The sequence below is a fragment of the Pseudoalteromonas sp. P1-25 genome, from assembly GCF_001401805.1.
Classification (GTDB): domain Bacteria; phylum Pseudomonadota; class Gammaproteobacteria; order Enterobacterales; family Alteromonadaceae; genus Pseudoalteromonas.
In genome coordinates, this window is the sequence record NZ_LKDW01000034.1 from 1 (window position 1) to 18,504 (window position 18,504).

General features: G+C 39.1%; 14 protein-coding genes and 1 tRNA gene. 10 read left to right on the forward strand and 5 right to left on the reverse strand.

The genetic code is table 11. The annotated features are described in order from the left end of the window. Positions 1-11 precede the first annotated feature (11 nt). Positions 12-87: transfer RNA gene (locus AN393_RS16615), tRNA-Phe, on the reverse strand. A gap of 338 nt (positions 88-425) precedes the next feature. On the opposite strand from AN393_RS16615, the gene AN393_RS16620 reads away from it, so the two are divergent. Beyond that, complete coding sequence (locus AN393_RS16620) at positions 426-3,200, forward strand: hybrid sensor histidine kinase/response regulator (RefSeq protein WP_055018678.1); 2,775 nt, start codon at positions 426-428, stop codon at positions 3,198-3,200. Positions 3,201-3,250: 50 nt separating this feature from the next. On the opposite strand, the gene AN393_RS16625 is transcribed toward AN393_RS16620, so the two are convergent. After that, a complete protein-coding gene (locus AN393_RS16625) occupies positions 3,251-3,523 on the reverse strand; it encodes an oxidative damage protection protein (RefSeq protein WP_004587535.1) in 273 nt (90 codons plus the stop codon). A gap of 33 nt (positions 3,524-3,556) precedes the next feature. Continuing rightward, positions 3,557-4,618, reverse strand: a complete 1,062-nt coding sequence (gene mutY / locus AN393_RS16630) for an A/G-specific adenine glycosylase (RefSeq protein ID WP_055018679.1) — start codon at positions 4,616-4,618, stop codon at positions 3,557-3,559. A 161-nt stretch (positions 4,619-4,779) separates the two neighbouring features. Here mutY and trmB point away from each other — a divergent pair, with 161 nt between their 5' ends. From trmB to arcA, 4 genes are all read left to right on the forward strand, one after another. Beyond that, positions 4,780-5,505 (forward strand): tRNA (guanosine(46)-N7)-methyltransferase TrmB, encoded by a 726-nt coding sequence (trmB, locus tag AN393_RS16635; protein ID WP_055016536.1) that lies wholly within the window; start codon positions 4,780-4,782, stop codon positions 5,503-5,505. Positions 5,506-5,549: 44 nt separating this feature from the next. Then, positions 5,550-6,575, forward strand: a complete 1,026-nt coding sequence (locus AN393_RS16640) for a methyltransferase (RefSeq protein WP_055018680.1) — start codon at positions 5,550-5,552, stop codon at positions 6,573-6,575. Between the two features lie 153 nt (positions 6,576-6,728). Beyond that, entirely contained in the window at positions 6,729-8,333 is a 1,605-nt protein-coding gene (locus AN393_RS16645) for a HAMP domain-containing sensor histidine kinase (protein ID WP_055016538.1), read from the forward strand. 490 nt (positions 8,334-8,823) lie between these two features. Beyond that, positions 8,824-9,540 carry a two-component system response regulator ArcA gene (gene arcA, locus AN393_RS16650; RefSeq protein ID WP_004587530.1) on the forward strand — a complete coding sequence of 239 codons (717 nt, stop codon included), beginning with the start codon at positions 8,824-8,826 and terminating at the stop codon, positions 9,538-9,540. A gap of 14 nt (positions 9,541-9,554) precedes the next feature. Here the strand turns inward: arcA and arcB are convergent, their stop codons facing one another. Next, a complete protein-coding gene (gene arcB / locus AN393_RS16655; protein ID WP_055018681.1) occupies positions 9,555-11,873 on the reverse strand; it encodes an aerobic respiration two-component sensor histidine kinase ArcB in 2,319 nt (772 codons plus the stop codon). 226 nt (positions 11,874-12,099) lie between these two features. On the opposite strand from arcB, the gene folE2 reads away from it, so the two are divergent. The 4 genes from folE2 to AN393_RS16675 all read left to right on the forward strand — a co-directional run bounded on the left by folE2 (position 12,100) and on the right by AN393_RS16675 (position 15,501). Next, entirely contained in the window at positions 12,100-13,020 is a 921-nt protein-coding gene (folE2, locus tag AN393_RS16660) for a GTP cyclohydrolase FolE2 (RefSeq protein WP_055016540.1), read from the forward strand. Positions 13,021-13,135: 115 nt separating this feature from the next. Then, complete coding sequence (locus tag AN393_RS16665; RefSeq protein ID WP_055016541.1) at positions 13,136-13,729, forward strand: DUF2726 domain-containing protein; 594 nt, start codon at positions 13,136-13,138, stop codon at positions 13,727-13,729. Positions 13,730-13,848: 119 nt separating this feature from the next. Beyond that, on the forward strand, positions 13,849-14,556 hold the full coding sequence (mtnN, locus tag AN393_RS16670; RefSeq protein WP_004587526.1) for a 5'-methylthioadenosine/S-adenosylhomocysteine nucleosidase: 708 nt from the start codon (positions 13,849-13,851) through the stop codon (positions 14,554-14,556). Further along, a complete protein-coding gene (locus AN393_RS16675; protein ID WP_055016543.1) occupies positions 14,557-15,501 on the forward strand; it encodes a regulatory signaling modulator protein AmpE in 945 nt (314 codons plus the stop codon). It begins immediately after the preceding gene. Positions 15,502-15,557: 56 nt separating this feature from the next. Here AN393_RS16675 and tyrS read toward each other — a convergent pair whose 3' ends face one another. After that, on the reverse strand, positions 15,558-16,757 hold the full coding sequence (gene tyrS / locus AN393_RS16680; RefSeq protein WP_055016544.1) for a tyrosine--tRNA ligase: 1,200 nt from the start codon (positions 16,755-16,757) through the stop codon (positions 15,558-15,560). Between the two features lie 379 nt (positions 16,758-17,136). Here tyrS and AN393_RS16685 point away from each other — a divergent pair, with 379 nt between their 5' ends. Beyond that, a complete protein-coding gene (locus AN393_RS16685; protein WP_055016545.1) occupies positions 17,137-18,450 on the forward strand; it encodes a peptidoglycan DD-metalloendopeptidase family protein in 1,314 nt (437 codons plus the stop codon). The last annotated feature ends 54 nt before the right edge of the window (positions 18,451-18,504 follow it).

Here is an 18,504-nt window from a genome sequence, read left to right on the forward strand (position 1 = left end):
CTTAAAGTAAATGGTGCCTCGACCCGGAATCGAACCAGGGACACGAGGATTTTCAATCCTCTGCTCTACCAACTGAGCTATCGAGGCACTTATACAGTGCTGATTAAAAATAACAAAGTATTTTTAATGCAATTCCCACTCAGCGTTATCGGCTGAGCCATTTGGGCGTGCGGCGTATTAAACGAGTTTTGCCCTTACAAGTCAACTTTTTTTTTACTCTTTATAACTGTTTGAACGGTTTTCACACAACAATGCAAGTTTTTATATACTAATGTTTATTTATCCAGCAAAAATTTACGAAAAACCTTAATTTAATCAATTAAACCAGACTAAAAACGTAGTGAATTATTTTACGTAAATGATACGATTACTTTGGAAATGCGGTAAGGGCTTATCGTAATAACAAATACCAATGGGAACAATCAATGCAGAGTAAATTCTCTTCGCCTGTGAAAGGCTTACTGCCGCTTTTTTTAATAATTAATATTGCAGTAACAGCGCTTGCTATTGTTGCCTTCGCGTTTTATTCGCAAAACACACAACCTGCACCAGCAGCCAAACAAAAAGTAAGTATTACGCAACTTGCACAGCAACTTGATTTACCAATGGTAGATGCACTTACTATGTATGGGCAAGGTAAGGTTCGTCAGCTACTTGAACTTACCTCAATATTAGATGATGAGTTTGAATATACGCTTTATCGCTTTAATGCCACCTCAGAAACCCAACTTGTATATAGCAGCACTAAACCCGCTATCGAGTCAAAAAAAGTAAATGAGCATTTAGCTGAGCAAGGTGTATTACACCATATATTACTATTAAACGACCAACCCATTGGTGAACTAATAATAAAACAGCAGTTACCAGCGGTGCCTTTAACGCAGCAAGACTCGCAAGTAATAGCCTATATTATTGCAATTGTGAGCGTGTTTGCCTTATTTGCATTAGCCTTACTATTTAATACCTATATAAATACCCGCTTGCGTAAAAGCAGCCATTTATTAAATGAAGAACTGCAAGCAATTACTGAAAATGGCAATTACGAAAGTAAAATAAGTGAAAAACTAGACTTAGGCTTATCTGGCGTTGCTAAAAACATTAATTTACTGCTTGGTAAAGTTAACTCAGTAATGTCTGAAAAAGAGGCTGCGCAAAAGGAGCTTCAAAAATTACAAACTGGCCTTGAGAGTGAAGTACAGCAAAGAACGATTGCATTAGAGCAAGCTACATTAAAGGCACAGCGCGCCAGCGAAACCAAAACCACCTTTTTAGCCACTATGAGCCATGAAATCCGCACGCCTATGAACGGCGTAATTGGCACTATTGATTTATTAAGACAAACAGAGCTTGATGGTGCGCAGCATCGCTTAAGTACCATTATCCGTGAGTCAGCGTTTTCATTACTAAGTATTTTGGATGACATTTTAGACTTTTCAAAAATTGAAGCGGGTAAGCTAAATATTGACCCTACGCCTTTTTCTGTTACCGATACAATTGAAGAGGTAGCTCGGGTACTTTCATCTGTTGCTAAAAAACGTCAATTAGATTTAGAGCTTTCTATTGCACCAGATATTCCTACTAATCTGACTGGCGATACAATCCGAGTTCGCCAAGTGCTGTACAACCTATGCAGTAATGCAATTAAGTTCACCAGCACCGATGACAAACGCCAAGGTCATGTAAAAATATCGGTAGAGGTCGCTCATAATACAGCGGATCATTTTACGCTACGTTTTTGTGTAACCGATAACGGCAAGGGCATGACCCAGGCGCAGCTGCGAGAAATATTTAATCCGTTTGTACAAGCAGAAAACTCAATTACCCGCGATTACGGTGGGACAGGTTTAGGGCTTTCGATTTGTAAAAGTTTAACAGAGCTTATGCTTGGTACTATTAATGTAACGAGCCATGCGGGTATTGGTAGCGAGTTTACCGTTGAGCTGCCATTTGGTACCTCTGGAAAAATTAAATACGCACATAAAAATGCACTCAATGGTAAACATGTGGTGGTTGTAAGTAACCATTTAGAACGTGAAAAAGCGATGTACCGCTATTTATCGTTTATGGGCGCTAAAATTACTTACGTGCACGATCAACAAGAAATAGAAGCACAACAAGAGCACCGCGATATTATATGGGTTGTTGATGGCATAGACGATATGGAAAGGGTTAACTCTTTACTACGTCGTCTTATATACTCGCTTGAAGATAACAACCAGCAAGTTGTGGTGTTAAGTAAGCTTGATGAAGCTGCTATAAACCATAAAAATGTATTTTATATAAATGCTTCCCCGCTTTGTAAATCTAACTTTATGATGTCGATATTGGTGGCAGCTGGTTTGCATCAGCCTAAGCAAGTTAAAAAAACAAAAACACTCAACAATTATTTAAATGTTGAACAAGCACGCGATGCAAATAAACTCATTTTACTAGTAGAAGACAACCTACTAAACCAGCAAGTGTTAACTGATCAACTGCACATATTAGGCTATGGCGTGGAAGTAGCTAACAATGGTGAAGAAGGCTTAGATATGTGGCGTCAAAACAATTACTCGCTCATATTAACCGACTTACACATGCCAAAAATGTCGGGATACGACATGGTTGAAAAAATTCGTGATGAAGCAGAGTTATTAGAGTCTATAGACTCACAGCCTTATATTATTGCCGTTACCGCCAATGCGCTTAAAGGTGAAAAAGAACGTTGCCTTGCTGTTGGTATTAATGATTTTATTACTAAGCCTATAGAGCTTAATGCCCTAGAAGATACCTTAAAGCGTTGGTATGACAAACATAACAAAGACCAAACTGTTGTCATTCATCAAAAACCTGCTATGCCCATTAATATGGATGCGGTATCCACTTATGTAAATGGCGACGAAGCCAAGCAAATACGCTTTTTCAAAATGTTTTTGGAGCAAAGCCAAAGCTTAATTAAAAGCATTAATTCGGGTGTTATGGTTAATGACAGAGATGAAATCAGTGATGCCTGTCATCAACTTAAGTCTATTTCTAAAACAATTGGTGCTGAGGCCGTAGCACAATGTGCACAAGAGTTTGAAGAAAAGTGTAAAAATGCAGAGCTTGATACTGATGAGCTAATCGCACAAAGAGACACCCTTGAGATTGAATACTCTAAAGCTGCACAGTTTTTAAAAGAACAAGTACGCTCGGCAAGCACTGATGAGGAAACGCTATAGAATATAGCTATAAAAAAAGGGCTAATTAGCCCTTTTTTATATCTGTACTTTTATTTTTCTGGCGGTCGATAACCTTCAATTTCTACGTCTTTGTCTTCAAACAAAAAACCAACCATTTGCTCTTCTAAAAACGTACGGTGCTCTGGGTCCATCATATTTAAATGCTTTTCGTTAATTAGCATCGTTTGCTTGTGCTGCCACTGGCCCCATGCTTCTTTAGAGATATTATTAAAAATTTTCTCGCCTAGTTCACCTGGGTATAACTGAAATCCAAGCCCTTCGGCTTCTTTTTGTAACTTTTGACAAAATACTGTACGTGCCATAATTGACTCTCTTAAGCGCTAAATGTAAATAGTTTAACCTATTGAGCTCATTTGTTTAACCAACTTTTTAGTTGGTGCGGCTAAACCCACCTCTATTGATTGATCGAGTGGGTACCATACGAGCTGTTTATCATTTACTACATCCGGTACGCTATCAATATTAAGAACATACGGGTTTATTGTTAGCTCAAAATGCGAAAACACATGAGTAAAAGGCACCCACTCTTCCAGCTCGGTTTTTAAACCTTGCTGATTTAAAAATAACACCATTTCGCTGTATTCATTAAACTCAAAAAAACCAAATAAACCGCCCCAAATACCGCTATTTGGGCGTTTTTCCATTAAAACCTTCTCGTCATGTTGAATAATCAGCTGATGACAACTTTTTTTAGGAACCACTTTTTTAGGCTTAGAATGAGGGAACTCTTTAACTTTTCCTGCGTTAAACGCACCGCAATCGTTATTTATTGGACATGCTTGGCAGTCAAAGCGACTGCGCGAGCAAAGGCTGGCGCCCAAGTCCATCATGGCTTGGTTAAACTCAGTCACATTGTTTTTAGGGGTTAACTGAGTAGATAAATGCCAAAGTTGGTTTTCTACTTTTTTTACCCCATACCACCCTTCAATCATAAAATATCGGGCAAGCACTCGCTTAACATTGCCATCTAAAATAGGGTGGTGCTGTCCAAGCGACAGCGATAATACGGCACCGGCCGTAGAGCGCCCTATTCCGGGTAAATCCATGACTTCTTCTAGTGTAGTTGGAAATTTACCTTGGTATTTATCTCGCACTATTTTGGCCGTTTTATGTAAGTTACGTGCCCGTGCGTAGTAACCTAAGCCAGTCCAATGATGCAGCACTAAATCTTCGTCTGCATTTGCCAAAGCAACAATATCTGGGAAGCTTGCCATAAACTTTTCAAAATATGGAATAACCGTAACAACTTGCGTTTGCTGTAACATTACTTCCGACACCCACACTTTATAAGGTGTTTTAGCTAATTGCCAAGGCAGTGTTTTACGCCCATGAAGGTGATACCAATCAACCACTCGGTTAGCAAACTTGTCTGACTGCTGTTTATTTAAATCCAACATATACTACTTTTACTCATGCTCAATAGCGGCTCAGTCTATTGCAGTTAATAAAAAGATCAAGCGATGAAGGCGCTATAACACGCTAATACTTGTGATTAGCTGCGTGGTCAGGGATAATACGCAACCATTTTTAAACACATTGTTTTTGTCAGGCCAATAATATGAGTGAATCAAGTAACAACAACCTTGAGCAAGCTAAGCAAGAAGGTAAGTATATCCGCACAATTCGCAGTTTTGTAAAACGCGAAGGCCGCTTAACTAAAGGCCAAGCTGCCGCAATTGAAAAGTGCTGGCCAACTATGGGGCTTGAGCATAAAAACGGCCTACTCGACTTAGCCCAAGTATTTGGCAATAACAATGATGTAGTATTAGAAATTGGTTTTGGTATGGGCAAGTCATTAGTTGAAATGGCAAAAAATGCACCACACCTAAACTTTATTGGTATTGAAGTACATCGCCCAGGCGTTGGCGCATGTTTAATGGACGCTGATGAAGCCGGAGTTACTAATTTACGTGTATTTGAACACGATGCAGTAGAAGTACTCGCGGACTGCATTGCAGATGAAAGCTTAACAACGCTGCAATTATTCTTCCCAGATCCATGGCATAAAAAGCGTCATCATAAACGCCGTATAGTGCAAACAGAATTTGCTGAAAAACTACGTAGCAAATTAAAAATTGGTGGTGTTTTTCATATGGCTACTGACTGGGAAAACTACGCTGAGCACATGCTAGAAGTTATGCAAGCAGCGCCTGGCTATAAAAATCAGTCATCTACCAACGACTACGTACCGCGCCCGGATTCGCGCCCACTAACTAAGTTTGAACAGCGCGGCCACCGTTTAGGCCATGGCGTGTGGGACCTAATGTTTGAGCGCACAAAGTAATCCACACCTTTTACTAATCAATAATTTGTAAGGCAAAGCCATTTATGAGCGTATTAACCAACCCAAGTTTACTGTTACTTCGTAATAGCGAGGAACTAGTGGGAAAATCTATCTTGGTGGTCAACTTTGTTCAAGATGGCTTTTTAGCAGAGCTAAAACAGCTAAATCCTCAAAGTAACATCACCGCATTTAGTTATAACCATGCTAATGGGGAATTTGCTAAAAGAGTAGATGGCGTAAACGTGTGTGTTCATCATGAAATAGATGCCAACGATTATGATTTAGTCATTCTTTATTACCCAAAATCAAAGCCTGAAGTATTAATGGCCCTTGATAATATTCGCGCCGTTATTAACGAAAAAGCACAGCTACTTGTTGTGGGCGAAAATAAAAGTGGCGTTAAATCGATAGAAAAACAGCTCGCGGGCAAAGCAGGTTATAGTAATAAAATCGACTCTGCCAAGCATTGCATTTTATTCTCGTTTGAGCAACTAGAGACAACCACTGCGTTTGACATCAGCCGCTACCATAAAACGTTTACCGTAAATGTAGCTGGTGTAGAGTTTGATGCGATCAGTGTTCCAGGGGTTTTTAACCACGGCGCTTTAGATGCTGGTACAAAAATGTTATTAGAAAATGCCCCTACCACTAAACAAGGTAATGTACTGGATTTTGGTTGTGGTGCAGGCTTGATTGCTACTTTTTTAGGTATTAAAAATCCAGCACTTACTTTTACCTGCAGCGATGTAAGCGCACTTGCAACTTATGCAACTGAGCAAACATTAAAACTTAATAATATTAAAGGCAGCACTATTTTAAGTGATGGCTTAAAAAATATTAGCGGCAAGTTTGATTTAATAGTAAGTAACCCACCGTTTCACACTGGCATCGCGACTGACTACACAATTGCTGAAGCATTTTTATCAAATGCTAAACAGCATTTAACCAAAGCTGGTAAGCTATCCATAGTGGCTAATAGCTTTTTAAAATACCCACCTATCTTAGAAGCGCAATTTGGTAGCTTCCATACTGTGTACAAAAATAATAAATTTGCCGTTTACAGTAGTTAACTAATTACACTTATTAGGCTAAGTGTAATTAACACTTAGCCTAACTTTCGAATAAATATCAGAATTAATTTTACGATTTCCCTTCACTTTCTTCGGTTTTTGCTAAACTAAAGTTCTAAATGTAAATATCCTTGCTTAGGCGATGCAGCAATAATGCCAAAAAAAGTACACCAAAAAAGTATTAGAAAAGCGCTGATCAACACCATCATGCTTATCACTGCTATTTGTTTAACTTTATCGGTTTCGATTTCTACCTACATGGGTGTAAAAGAACAAAAGGAACTGATCATAAACAAGCTTGTGATCCTCTCTGATATTGTTGCGTTTGATGCATCGGATTCACTAGTAAATGACGATAGAAAAACAGAAGAAAAACGCTTAAAGTCATTTGAAAAAATCCCTCTTGTAAAAAACATCCACATTTACGCCATAGAAAAAACATCGAGCAAGCCTGTGTTTTTTATTAGTTTTAATGCTAAAAAAACCCCGCCGGTGCCCTTGCGCGTAGACAGCATTGAAGAGCTAAAAGAGCCTAGAGTTACCAACAATTATATTGAGCTGATAACACCTGTACTTAATAACGAGCAAGTAGTTGGCTATGTTTATATGCGTGGCAGCCTAGAAAGCCTAGATGAATTTATAAAACAAAAAATAATCATAGATGTTTTCCTCACCCTATTTATATTATTTTTTGTGTACTTTATTGCCATAAACACCCAAAAAAGTATTGCAAACCCTATTGAGCATTTGAGTGGATTACTACAAGACGTTTCAAAAAATCATAACTACGATGTACGCGCTCCTGCGACTAAAGTAAAAGAGGTAACAGCCTTATCAAATAGCTTAAATATCATGCTTACACGTACGCGTAAGCAAATAGAGCGACATGAAAAAGACAAACTAGAAATAAAACAGCTCAACCAAAGCTTAGAAGAAAAGGTAAATCAAAGGACAATAGCCCTGCGTGAGGCAAACCAAGAATTACTTTCAACCCTTGAGCGAATGCATCAATACCAAGAACAAATAGTAGAAAACGAAAAAATGGCTTCGTTAGGGCAAATGGTAGCTGGGGTGGCGCATGAGGTTAACACCCCTATAGGTTTAGGTATCACGGGTTCAACCTTATTGCGCGACAAACTTGCCGATGTTCAGCTTAGCTTTGATAATAAATCCCTTACTTCTAACCAATTAAAACGTTTTATAGATGAAGGTATTGAAAATCTCGATTTAATTTATCGAAACTTAAATCGAGCAGCCGACCTTATTTCTAACTTTAAAAAGGTAGCTGTAATTCAAGATGACGGGGTTAAAACCCATGTAAATATCCATAAATTAATATCTGACGTGTTAATGTCGATTCAATCAGAGTTAATAACCTCCAAACCTAACGTTGTGATCAATTGCCCAAGTGACTTAACAATTGAAAGTAAATCAGAACCTCTACAACAAATATTTCAACAGCTTATTTTAAACTCAGCTATTCATGGGTTTGTGGGTAGTGAAAATAACGAAATCCAGTTTGATATAGAAATTACAGGTCCACAAATAAAGATCATTTATACAGATAACGGACAAGGCGTTGATAAAAATGTCAAAAATAGGATATTTGACCCATTTGTAACCTCTAAGCGCGGCCAAGGAGCCAGTGGATTAGGTATGCATTTGGTCTACAACCTTGTAACCCAAGCGCTAGGCGGACATATACTGTATGACCTAGATGCAAAACCCGGCGTACGCTTTGTTATTACAATTCCATAAAAAGTGTTTAAAAAAAGAGTATTTATTTACGCTTTTTACTTGAATTACTATTTAATGACCTTATAGAGAGAGCATGTGATATTTCACGTTTAATTATTTAACTTGATCTAATAATTGGACGATACAATTTATGAACTTTATTGCTTTTGCAGTATCACATACATTGATGAAAGGTTATAAAATGATATAATTCCGTTTTGAATTTGCGCGATTATTTTTAGTACCTTTAAGTGATTGGTGGATGTATCAATTATTAAAGGAAATGGCTTCGTTTTCATAATTCAAAAAGCTGCATCCGTTATATATCATTAAACAGTAGTTTTTGCACAATGCCTTTTGGTTAGTTTGGAACACCCCTACTGTTTTATTTTTATCCAACTTGTTTTTTCTTGTTAACATTTGGGTATAATCCTATAATCTCTAGTAATCGAATTATTTAGTTAAAATTCGATTTTTTGTAAATAAAATATTCCAAAAAGGTTAATTAATAATGCAAACGCCAGTCATTCTAATCGTAGAGGATGAAGACGTAACTCGACTAAACCTCGTGAGTTTATTTGAAGCTGAAGGTTACAAAGTTATTGAAGCCATTGATGGCGATGATATGCATGACAAGCTTACAAATAATGATGACGTCAATCTTGTAGTTATGGACATCAACCTACCGGGTAAAAACGGGCTAATTTTAGCACGTGAATTACGCCAAAAACGCAAAGTCGGTTTAATCTTCTTAACCGGCCGTGATAACGATGTAGACCGTATTTTAGGTTTAGAAATTGGTGCTGATGATTACATCACTAAACCTTTTAACCCTCGTGAATTGACTATACGCGCTCGCAACTTAATTACTCGTACTGCGCTAGGCGGCGAAGAGTCAGTGCTAGAAACTAACGGTGTAATTACATTTAACGGTTGGGAGCTTGACGAAAATAGCCGTTGTTTAACATCACCAAATGGTGATGCTAAGCGTTTACCTAAAGGTGAATACCGCGCTCTTCGTTTAATGCTTGACTCTCCTGGGCGTATTTTTAGCCGTGAGCAACTTATTAAACATATGACTGGCCGCGAGCTTCGCGCTAATGACCGTACGGTAGATGTAACGATTCGTCGTATTCGTAAGCACTTTGAAAGTGATAATTCTACTTCTGAGCTAATCAGCACCATCCATGGTGAAGGTTACCGCTTTATTGGTAAAATCGACGCTTAATTAGAGTAAACCGCTTACTCTAATAATTGTAAAAAAGAATGAAGGGCACTTTGTCCTTCATTTATTTTATCTGCCAGTATATCTAACCACTCTTTTAATACTTCATCTGATTCATCAAGCGCACCGTGTTCCATCTTTTTAGCATGTAACTGTACATCGTTTAATCCTACCGAGCCCGCAGCACCTTTAAGCTTATGCGCCACCGATTTATACTCTTCCCTATCACTTTGGTTTAACGCGCTTTGTAGCTCTTGCTGATATTGCGGGTTTAGTTTTTCAAACAAACCACTACTGCGCTTAAATACTTCAAGCCCCATAGAGTTTACAAAGTCTTCAATGGTTTCAACATCAAGCACACCTGCATTAATGCCCTCAAGCGCTTCTTTACTCACGGTTAGCAGTGGCTTGTCTGATTCACTTTGTTGAATATCGAACAAATCAGCGAGCATCTTATCAAGCTTTATTGTATTAATTGGTTTAGCAAGCGCCCCTTGCACCGATATACCTTCTAGGTCTTCTTCGGCACTACGTACATTCGCGGTCAGCGCAACAATAGGTAATTTATCAAAGTGGCTATCGGCACGTATTTGTCTTGCCACTTCATCACCATTTATATCGGGCAGTTGCATATCAAGTAGTACTAAATCAAGCTCGTCTTCGGTTTCTACAAACGAAAGTGCATCTTCACCGGTTTCGGCCCAAATCACCTCATGGCCGCGCTGCTCTAACAAGTTAGTCGCAATTTCGGCATTTAATGGCACATCCTCTACAAGTAATATGTATAAACTTCTACCTTCATAGCTTTGCTCGGTAGGCGCTACACATAAGCTAAGCGGTATATTTACTGTAAAGCAACTGCCTTCACCTTCTGTGCTGGTTACCGAAATAGTTCCTTTCATTGCACTCACTAACGCTTTGGTAACGGCTAAACCAATGCCTGAGCCAATCGCATTTTTACCGCTGAGGTCGGGCGCTTTGTAGTACATATCAAATATGCGCGAGAGTTGATCCTCTGGGATTCCTTGTCCTGTGTCTGATATTTTAAGTTCAAGCCAAGGGCCATCGCTTCGCTCTTCTCGGCTACATGTGAGCTTTACCTCGCCATGCTGGGTAAATTTAACGGCATTATTAATTAAGTTCCACACTACTTGGCGAAGACGCGTTGGGTCTAGTAACGCATAAACATCTAATATGCCATTTCGCTCAATTGAAAACTCAAGCTCTTTTTGCTCAGCAATTAATCCAGCAAAGTTCACTACATCGTTTATAAAGTCTGAAACGTTGATTGAATCGGTTGCTATATCTAATTGTTCGCGGTCTATTTTGTCTAAATCTATAATATCGTTAAAAATATTACCTAACGTTTCAGCGCTCGAAAACACTGTATTACACCAACTACGCTGCTGTTTATTAAGCTCTGTATCAAGTAGCATTCGGGTTAAGCCTACAATGCCATTTAATGGTGTGCGCAGCTCATGGCTAAGCGTTGCTATAAACTTACCTTTATCTTTATAGGCTGTTTCAAGCGCTTGTGCTGCTTCTTTACGGCTAGTTATATCACGCCCGAACGCCAATAAACCTATGTAGTCCCCTTGATCGTTTATAAAGGGTAATTTACGCAGCTCAAACCAACGGTTTTCACCATTTACCATGTATTCAACATCAATTGTCAGCGCTTGATGCGTTTGTTCTACTTTCTTATCCGTTCTGAGTACTTCTGCTAAAAAGTAGCTTGGAAAAATCTGCTCTACGGTTTTACCAATTAATTCAGCGCTGGTTTTGCCCATAACCTCTTCAAACATTTTATTACAGCCGGCAAACACACCATTGTTATCTCGGTAATAAAATAAATCAGGGGAGGAGTCGACAATAGAGCGAAGAAGCATGCCTTGTTGAGCAAGTTCTTGTTGAGTTTTTTTACGCTCCGCGATTTCACGGCGTAGCTCTTCAATAGCGCGATGCTTGGCATGAAACGCCATTTTTCGCTCATCTATTTCAATATTAAGGCGGTTAATATTATCTTTTAATGTTTGGTTTAATAGTTTTTCTTGTTTGGTGGCGCTGTCTAAATAAGCATATGAGGCATCTAATTGTCTAATCGAGTTGAGTAAAATACTGATCATAAAAGGAGATACAACCGCAGTAAAAAATACCACTGCTAAAATATCAACTAAATTAACCTCACCGAGTGCCACATAATAAAACATACTCGACAATATAAGCGACACGCCTAATAAAAGCGCGTAGCACATTGCCGCGGTTTTTAACTCACCAAAGCGAGTTATTAAACTAGAAAGTACTCGAGCCCAAGGGCTCAAAGAAGAATCGGTCATAGGTCAGTGTATCTCGTTACTAGGCATAAATAAAAAGTGCCTATTAATAGTCAAACGCATTTTGCAGCAGATTTTAGCATTTTTCTATTAGCTATATTCATGTTGTGCGACAAAAACAGAAAATTTTCATGTTTACTTTTGCCTACTCGTTAAACTCATCATTTCAGCAATAAATTATTTAGTGTAAAATGCTGCGCTTTATTATGACCAATAACGAGTAGCGCACATGCAAACCAATATGCCCGATATAGCTGATACGGCTCCCGCCTTACAAACAGGTAAGTTAGACTGGGTTGGTATGGGCGAAATAGAACTGCCATTTATTTTTGAATCGAAAGATTTAGCACCCGTTACCGTTAATGCAAAAGCGCGTGCCTTTGTTAATTTGCATAAAGAAGACGCTAAAGGCATTCATATGTCGCGTCTATTTTTGGCGCTTGATTTACTCTCAACAGAGCAACAAGTTAACCCACACACTTTAGCTCAAGCACTCGATACTTTTATTACCAGCCATAAAGGGTTAAGTGACAAAGCCCAAATAGAATTTAAATTTGAGTTACCACTGCGTCGTAAGTCGTTATTAAGTGGTAAAGCAGGTTGGAAAAGCTACCCAATTACCCTAACCAGTACCATTGAAAATAGCGTAATTAATTTTGAGCTAAGCGTTGATGTAACTTATTCATCTACTTGCCCGTGCTCTGCAGCACTTGCTCGCCAACTCATTCAAAATGCGTTTAGCGAAAAATTTAACCAAGAAACATTGAATCAAAAAGACGTTTTAGCATGGCTAGGCACAACGCAGGGTATTGTGGCAACGCCTCACTCACAGCGTTCGATTGCCAACGTTAAAGTAAAGCTAAATAACACGATTAGTGAATTTGATGTAGTCAATTTAATTGATACATTAGAAGCTGAGCTAAAAACACCTGTACAAGCGGCAGTAAAACGCGAAGATGAGCAAGAGTTTGCCCGCCTTAACGGTCAAAATTTAATGTTTTGTGAAGACGCTGCTCGGAAAATTAAAGCGGTACTTGAGCATAATAATTATAGTGATTACTGGCTGCAAATTAATCACTATGAATCACTTCATGCGCATGATGCGGTTGCTATTGCCGTCAAAGGTATTGAAGGCGGCTACAAAGCCTAATATCAGCGCTGTATTAATACTAAATACATACGGTAATTAACGCATAACACCAAATTTTTAGGCACGTAAATTGCTTTGTTTGAGCAGTGTCAATTTGTTGTTATGGAGTTACCGTATGGAATTCGCTTTATTATCAATTTTAGTATTAGTGGTTGGGGCCTCCGTGGTTGCGTCAAAATTTAATGATGATGGCGGAAACCCGTATCCTTTTACCCGCAAACAAACCGTGTTTACACAGGTTGAGGGGGCATTTTTAAATCTTTTAGAGCGTGCGGTAGGCGATCAATATAAAATTGTAAGCCGCGTCAAACTTATCGATGTCATCGACTGTAAGCAAGGGCTATCTGCTAAATCAAAACGTGCAGCCTTAGCTAAAGCTAAAAATAAACAACTCGATTTTGTGCTGGTCGATAAAGAAAAAATGACGATAGTGGCTGCAGTCGATTTAGTTAATAATGCCAACAAAGATGGCCACAAAGCTCAGCGCGACTGGTTTGTAAACGGTGCTCTAGAGTCAGCAGGCATTCCACATATTCGTATGAAAGTAAAATCAGGCTACCGGCCTTCTGAGGTGCGCGATGCAATTATGTTTAAAATAGGCAAACCTGCCGTGCAATCGGCTCGCCCAACTCGTAATCGCGTCAGCAAACCTGCGGTATTGTCACCTTCTCAGGCTAAAGCGCAAACCACTGCCTTAGCCGAAATTTAAAATAGAATTAAATACTCTCCTAAAAGTATTTAAAGCGAGCCGTAAAACAGCTCGCTTTTTTGTTTTTTATTGCTAACTTCACGTATAATCTACGTATTCAAACTCAGGAATCAAACACTATGAATGTCGGTATTATTGGCGCAATGGAGCCAGAAGTTAAAATTTTACGTGAAGCAATGCAAAACCCACAAGTGCTAACTAAAGCAGGGTTTACTTTTTACACAGGCGAATTGGCTGGTAACACAGTAACGCTTGTGCAATCGGGTATTGGTAAAGTCGCATCAACTATTGCAACCACGTTATTAATTGATAACTTTAATCCTGATTGTGTTATTAACACAGGCTCTGCCGGTGGCTTTGATCCCTCACTAAGTGTTGGCGATGTTGTTATTTCTTCAGAAGTACGTCATCACGATGTAGATGTAACTGCTTTTGGCTACGAAATTGGCCAAGTTCCACAAATGCCTGCAGGCTTTGCCGCACACCCAAAACTTGTTGAAGCTGCCGAGCAGACCATTGCCCAAATCAGCGAAGTAAAAACCTTAGTAGGCTTAATTTGTACCGGTGATTCATTTATGTGTGACCCTGTGCGTATTGATAAAGCTCGTAGCGACTTTCCAACAATGCTAGCTGTAGAAATGGAAGGTGCATCTATTGCACAAACATGTTTTGCGCTTAATACCCCATTTGTTGTTATTCGTTCTATGTCTGACATTGCTGGAAAAGAGTCACCGCAGTCGTTTGAAGAATACCTAGAAACAGCATCAATCAACTCATCAAAAATGGTTGTTGCACTATTAGAAAAACTAACAAAAGTTACACTGTAAATGCTAAGCAATATTGTTCAAAACCATTTGGACTTTATTGCCTTTTTTGTAGCGCTCCTTGCTGAGCGCTTTTTCCCGTTAAAAAGCTGGTATCACCCTAATACAGTATTAACCGCTGTTTTTAGTGCGATAGGAAAACGGGTTTATAAACCACATGAGCCTAAAAACTACCTTTATTTAGCCGCCACTCTTGCCAGTACATTAGTTTTAAGCGTTATTCTTATTATTATTGTATTACTGCTTGAATTTGCCTTTTACCCTGAACTGCTCGCAGGTCTTATTTTATATTTGTGCCTTGAAAGCAAAGCGATTGAGAAAAAAGCCCTGCGTGTTGCCAAGCTCGTAAAACAAAACCAAAAATCTACCGCGCGAGAACTTGTAAAGCCGCTGCTTGCCCGAGAGGTTAATAAGCTCTCAGCGCCAGGTATCATGAAAGCCTTAATTGAAAGCTTAATTTTACGCACAGCTCGCAATTACTTTACCGTTATATTTATATTTTTATTGCTTGGGCCAATTAGCGCTTTAGCGTATCGGCTCCTCACTTTAATACAACACGCGTGGCGCGCCGATATATCACCTAACAGCCATTTTTTAAAACCGCTTAAAATACTTTTGTTTGTAATCGAATTTATCCCCGTACGCATACTTGCACTAACCATTGCCGCAAGCAAAGCCAGTAAACAAAGTATGCATTACATAAAGCACTATGGCAGACATTTTTATCAAACAAATACAGGGTGGATTTTAAGTGTGTGCTCCGCCTCTATGGGCGTACAGCTAGGCGGCCCTGCAGTTTATTTTGGTAAGCGCTTTAATAAAATGCGAATTGGTACTGATAGACTGCCATCTCCCGATGATGTGCCCGTAATAATTAATAGGTTAAATCAAGCACGTGTATTTTGGCTGTTAGTCATTATCAGCATTGAAATTGTAAAGCTTATTTAGTTTTTTAACGCGCACAAAAAAACCAGCCTAAGCTGGTTTTTTTGTTTTAACTGCGCTTACGCAACAGTAATATTCGCAAACTTACGTTTACCTACTTGGTAAATAGCGGTTGTGCCTTTTGCTACCTCAAGCTTAGTATCAGTGATTTTATCTTCACCGTTAAGTTTTACTGCGCCCTGCTTAATCATACGCATTGCTTCAGATGTACTGGCTACTAAATTAGCTTCTTTAAGTAAGTTAGCAATTAAAATACCCTCATCTGCAATTGTAATTGTCAGCTCAGGGATTTCATCAGGTAGCGCTTTTTTCTGAAAACGTTTGATAAAGTCATCGTGTGCAGCTTGTGCTGCTTCTTCACTGTGGAAACGGGCAATTAATTCTTTCGCCAATTCAATCTTAATATCACGCGGGTTAGTGCCCTGCTCTACGCGTTGTTTTTGCGCTGCAATTTCTTCGATTGATAAGCTGCTTAGTAAATCGTAATAACGCCACATAAGTACGTCACTAATCGACATTACTTTACCAAACATATCGTTTGGCGCATCCGTAATACCAATGTAATTACCTAGCGACTTAGACATTTTTTGAACGCCGTCTGTGCCTTCAAGCAACGGCATCATTAATACTGTTTGCGGCTTTTGACCTTCTACTTTTTGAAGCTCGCGCCCCATTAAAAGGTTAAAACGCTGATCAGTACCACCAAGCTCTACGTCTGACTCAAGTGCAACCGAATCCCAACCTTGTACAAGTGGGTATAAAAATTCATGAATAGCAATGGGTTGACCGCTGCCATAACGCTTTTTAAAATCATCACGCTCTAGCATGCGCGCTACAGTTTGATTGGCAGCAAGTTTAATCATACCCGCAGCGCCTAGGTTTTCCATCCACTGAGAGTTAAAGGCAACCGTTGTTTTTGCAGGATCTAAAATCTTAAACACTTGCTCTTTATAAGTCTCAGCATTGGCAAGTACATCTTCACGAGTCAGTGGTTTACGTGTTACATTTTTGCCTGTCGGATCGCCAATCATGCCAGTAAAGTCACCAATTAAGAAAATAACCTCATGACCTAAATCTTGAAAGGTTTTCATTTTATTAATTAGTACAGTGTGACCTAAATGTAAATCTGGCGCGGTAGGATCGAAACCCGCTTTAATTTTTAACTTTTTGCCCGACTTTAGTTTTTCAACTAATTCGTCTTCAATTAATATCTCTTCTGCACCGCGTTTTATCTCTGCTAGAGCGGTTTGTAAATCCACTGTGTATTACTCCAAAATTCTGCCAACGAAGGGGCAACTAGATGACTTGCTACATAAGGGTTTAAAACAGATTTAAACCAAAAGCACTTATGTTGCTAACATAACAAATTTCTACCTAATTAAAACAATTTTTTATGCGAATAATGCAACTAAACTTAATAAACTTAGTCTTACTGTGCTAGGCAATTAGAAATGGTGTTTAAGCACTAATTTTAACGTACTTTAGAATCAGTTTAAATCGATAAACTTAAACAATCATAAATTGCTAATTTACTAACAATTGCGGGGCTTTTAGCTATATTTACTAGTATTCGTACCTTATTACGTATATCCTGCATTAATATCCATTTTATTTTCACGACAGCAGAAAAGGCACGTTATGGTTCACGTGGTTAACACGCTTCCCAAAAAACACAAATTGCTTATTCTAGGTTTGGTTTCTGCTATTGTTGGCTTAGCCTTTCTTCCTTCAGAAAAAGCGACTGCATCCAAAGACAATAGTGCAAATGCACTAGAAATTGGTAAGCGTTACGAGTTACAAGTTAAAGTTGAAGACAACGAAAAATTAACTGAATTAAATTCGCCAGAAGCAGCAGAAAAGCTGCCAGAATACGACTTAGTCGATCACCAAGTTAAAAACGGCGATAATTTAGCAATTATCTTCAAGCGTGCTGGTTTTTCAGCGCAAACCCTTCATAAGCTAATTAACACCAATGCTGAAACACGTAAGCTGACTAAAATTCACCCAGGTGAAATACTGAGTTTTGCAACAGCAGAAAACGGCGATTTAGCGCAGCTTCGTTATGTTATTTCAAAAACAGATACTTTGTTTGTTACCTTAAATGACGAAGGTAATTACGACACCTCAATAGATAGCAAAGAAATAGAAACACTGAGCAAAACAGCCGGTGGCGAAATTTCTAGTAGCTTTTGGACCTCAGCAATTGCTGCAGGCTTAAGCGAGCGCCAAATAATGAACTTTGCTGATATATTTGGTTGGGATGTGGATTTTGCCAACGATATTCGTAAGGGCGATCAGTTTGGGCTAATTTACGAGTCGCATTATGTTGATGGCGAGTTTATTGGCACTGGTAAAATCATTGCTGCAGAATTCATAAACCAAGGCCAGCGTTACGCGGCTATTCGCCATACCGATGGAAACTTTTATACGCCTGAAGGCCGCAGCATGAAAAAAGCATTTTTACGTGCGCCGGTAAACTTTAAGTATATTAGCTCGAGCTTTAACCCACGTCGCTTACACCCAGTAACTGGGCAAGTAAGAGCACACCGTGGTATTGATTACGCAGCACGTACAGGTACACCGGTTGTAGCCTCGGGTAACGGTAAAGTAATTAAAGCAGGCTACAGTAAGTACAATGGTAACTACGTATTTATAAGCCACGGCACGCAGTATGTAACTAAGTACTTACACCTTAACAAAAAGCTTGTTAAAACAGGGCAAAAGGTTAAACAAGGTGACAAAATTGGTACCGTGGGTGCTACCGGCCGTGTAACCGGCGCGCACCTACACTACGAATTTTTAGTCAATGGTGTACACCGTAACCCTAAAACCGTTAAGTTACCTAAGTCTGAGCCGTTACCACGCTCTGAACTTGCTAAGTTTAAGCCTATTGCAGAAAACTTTATTGCACAGCTTGAACGCAATCGCGAACTACAGCTAGCACTTAAGTAACGTATAAGTTATAGATAATAAAAAGCCTTTGCTGGTTTACCCTGCAAAGGCTTT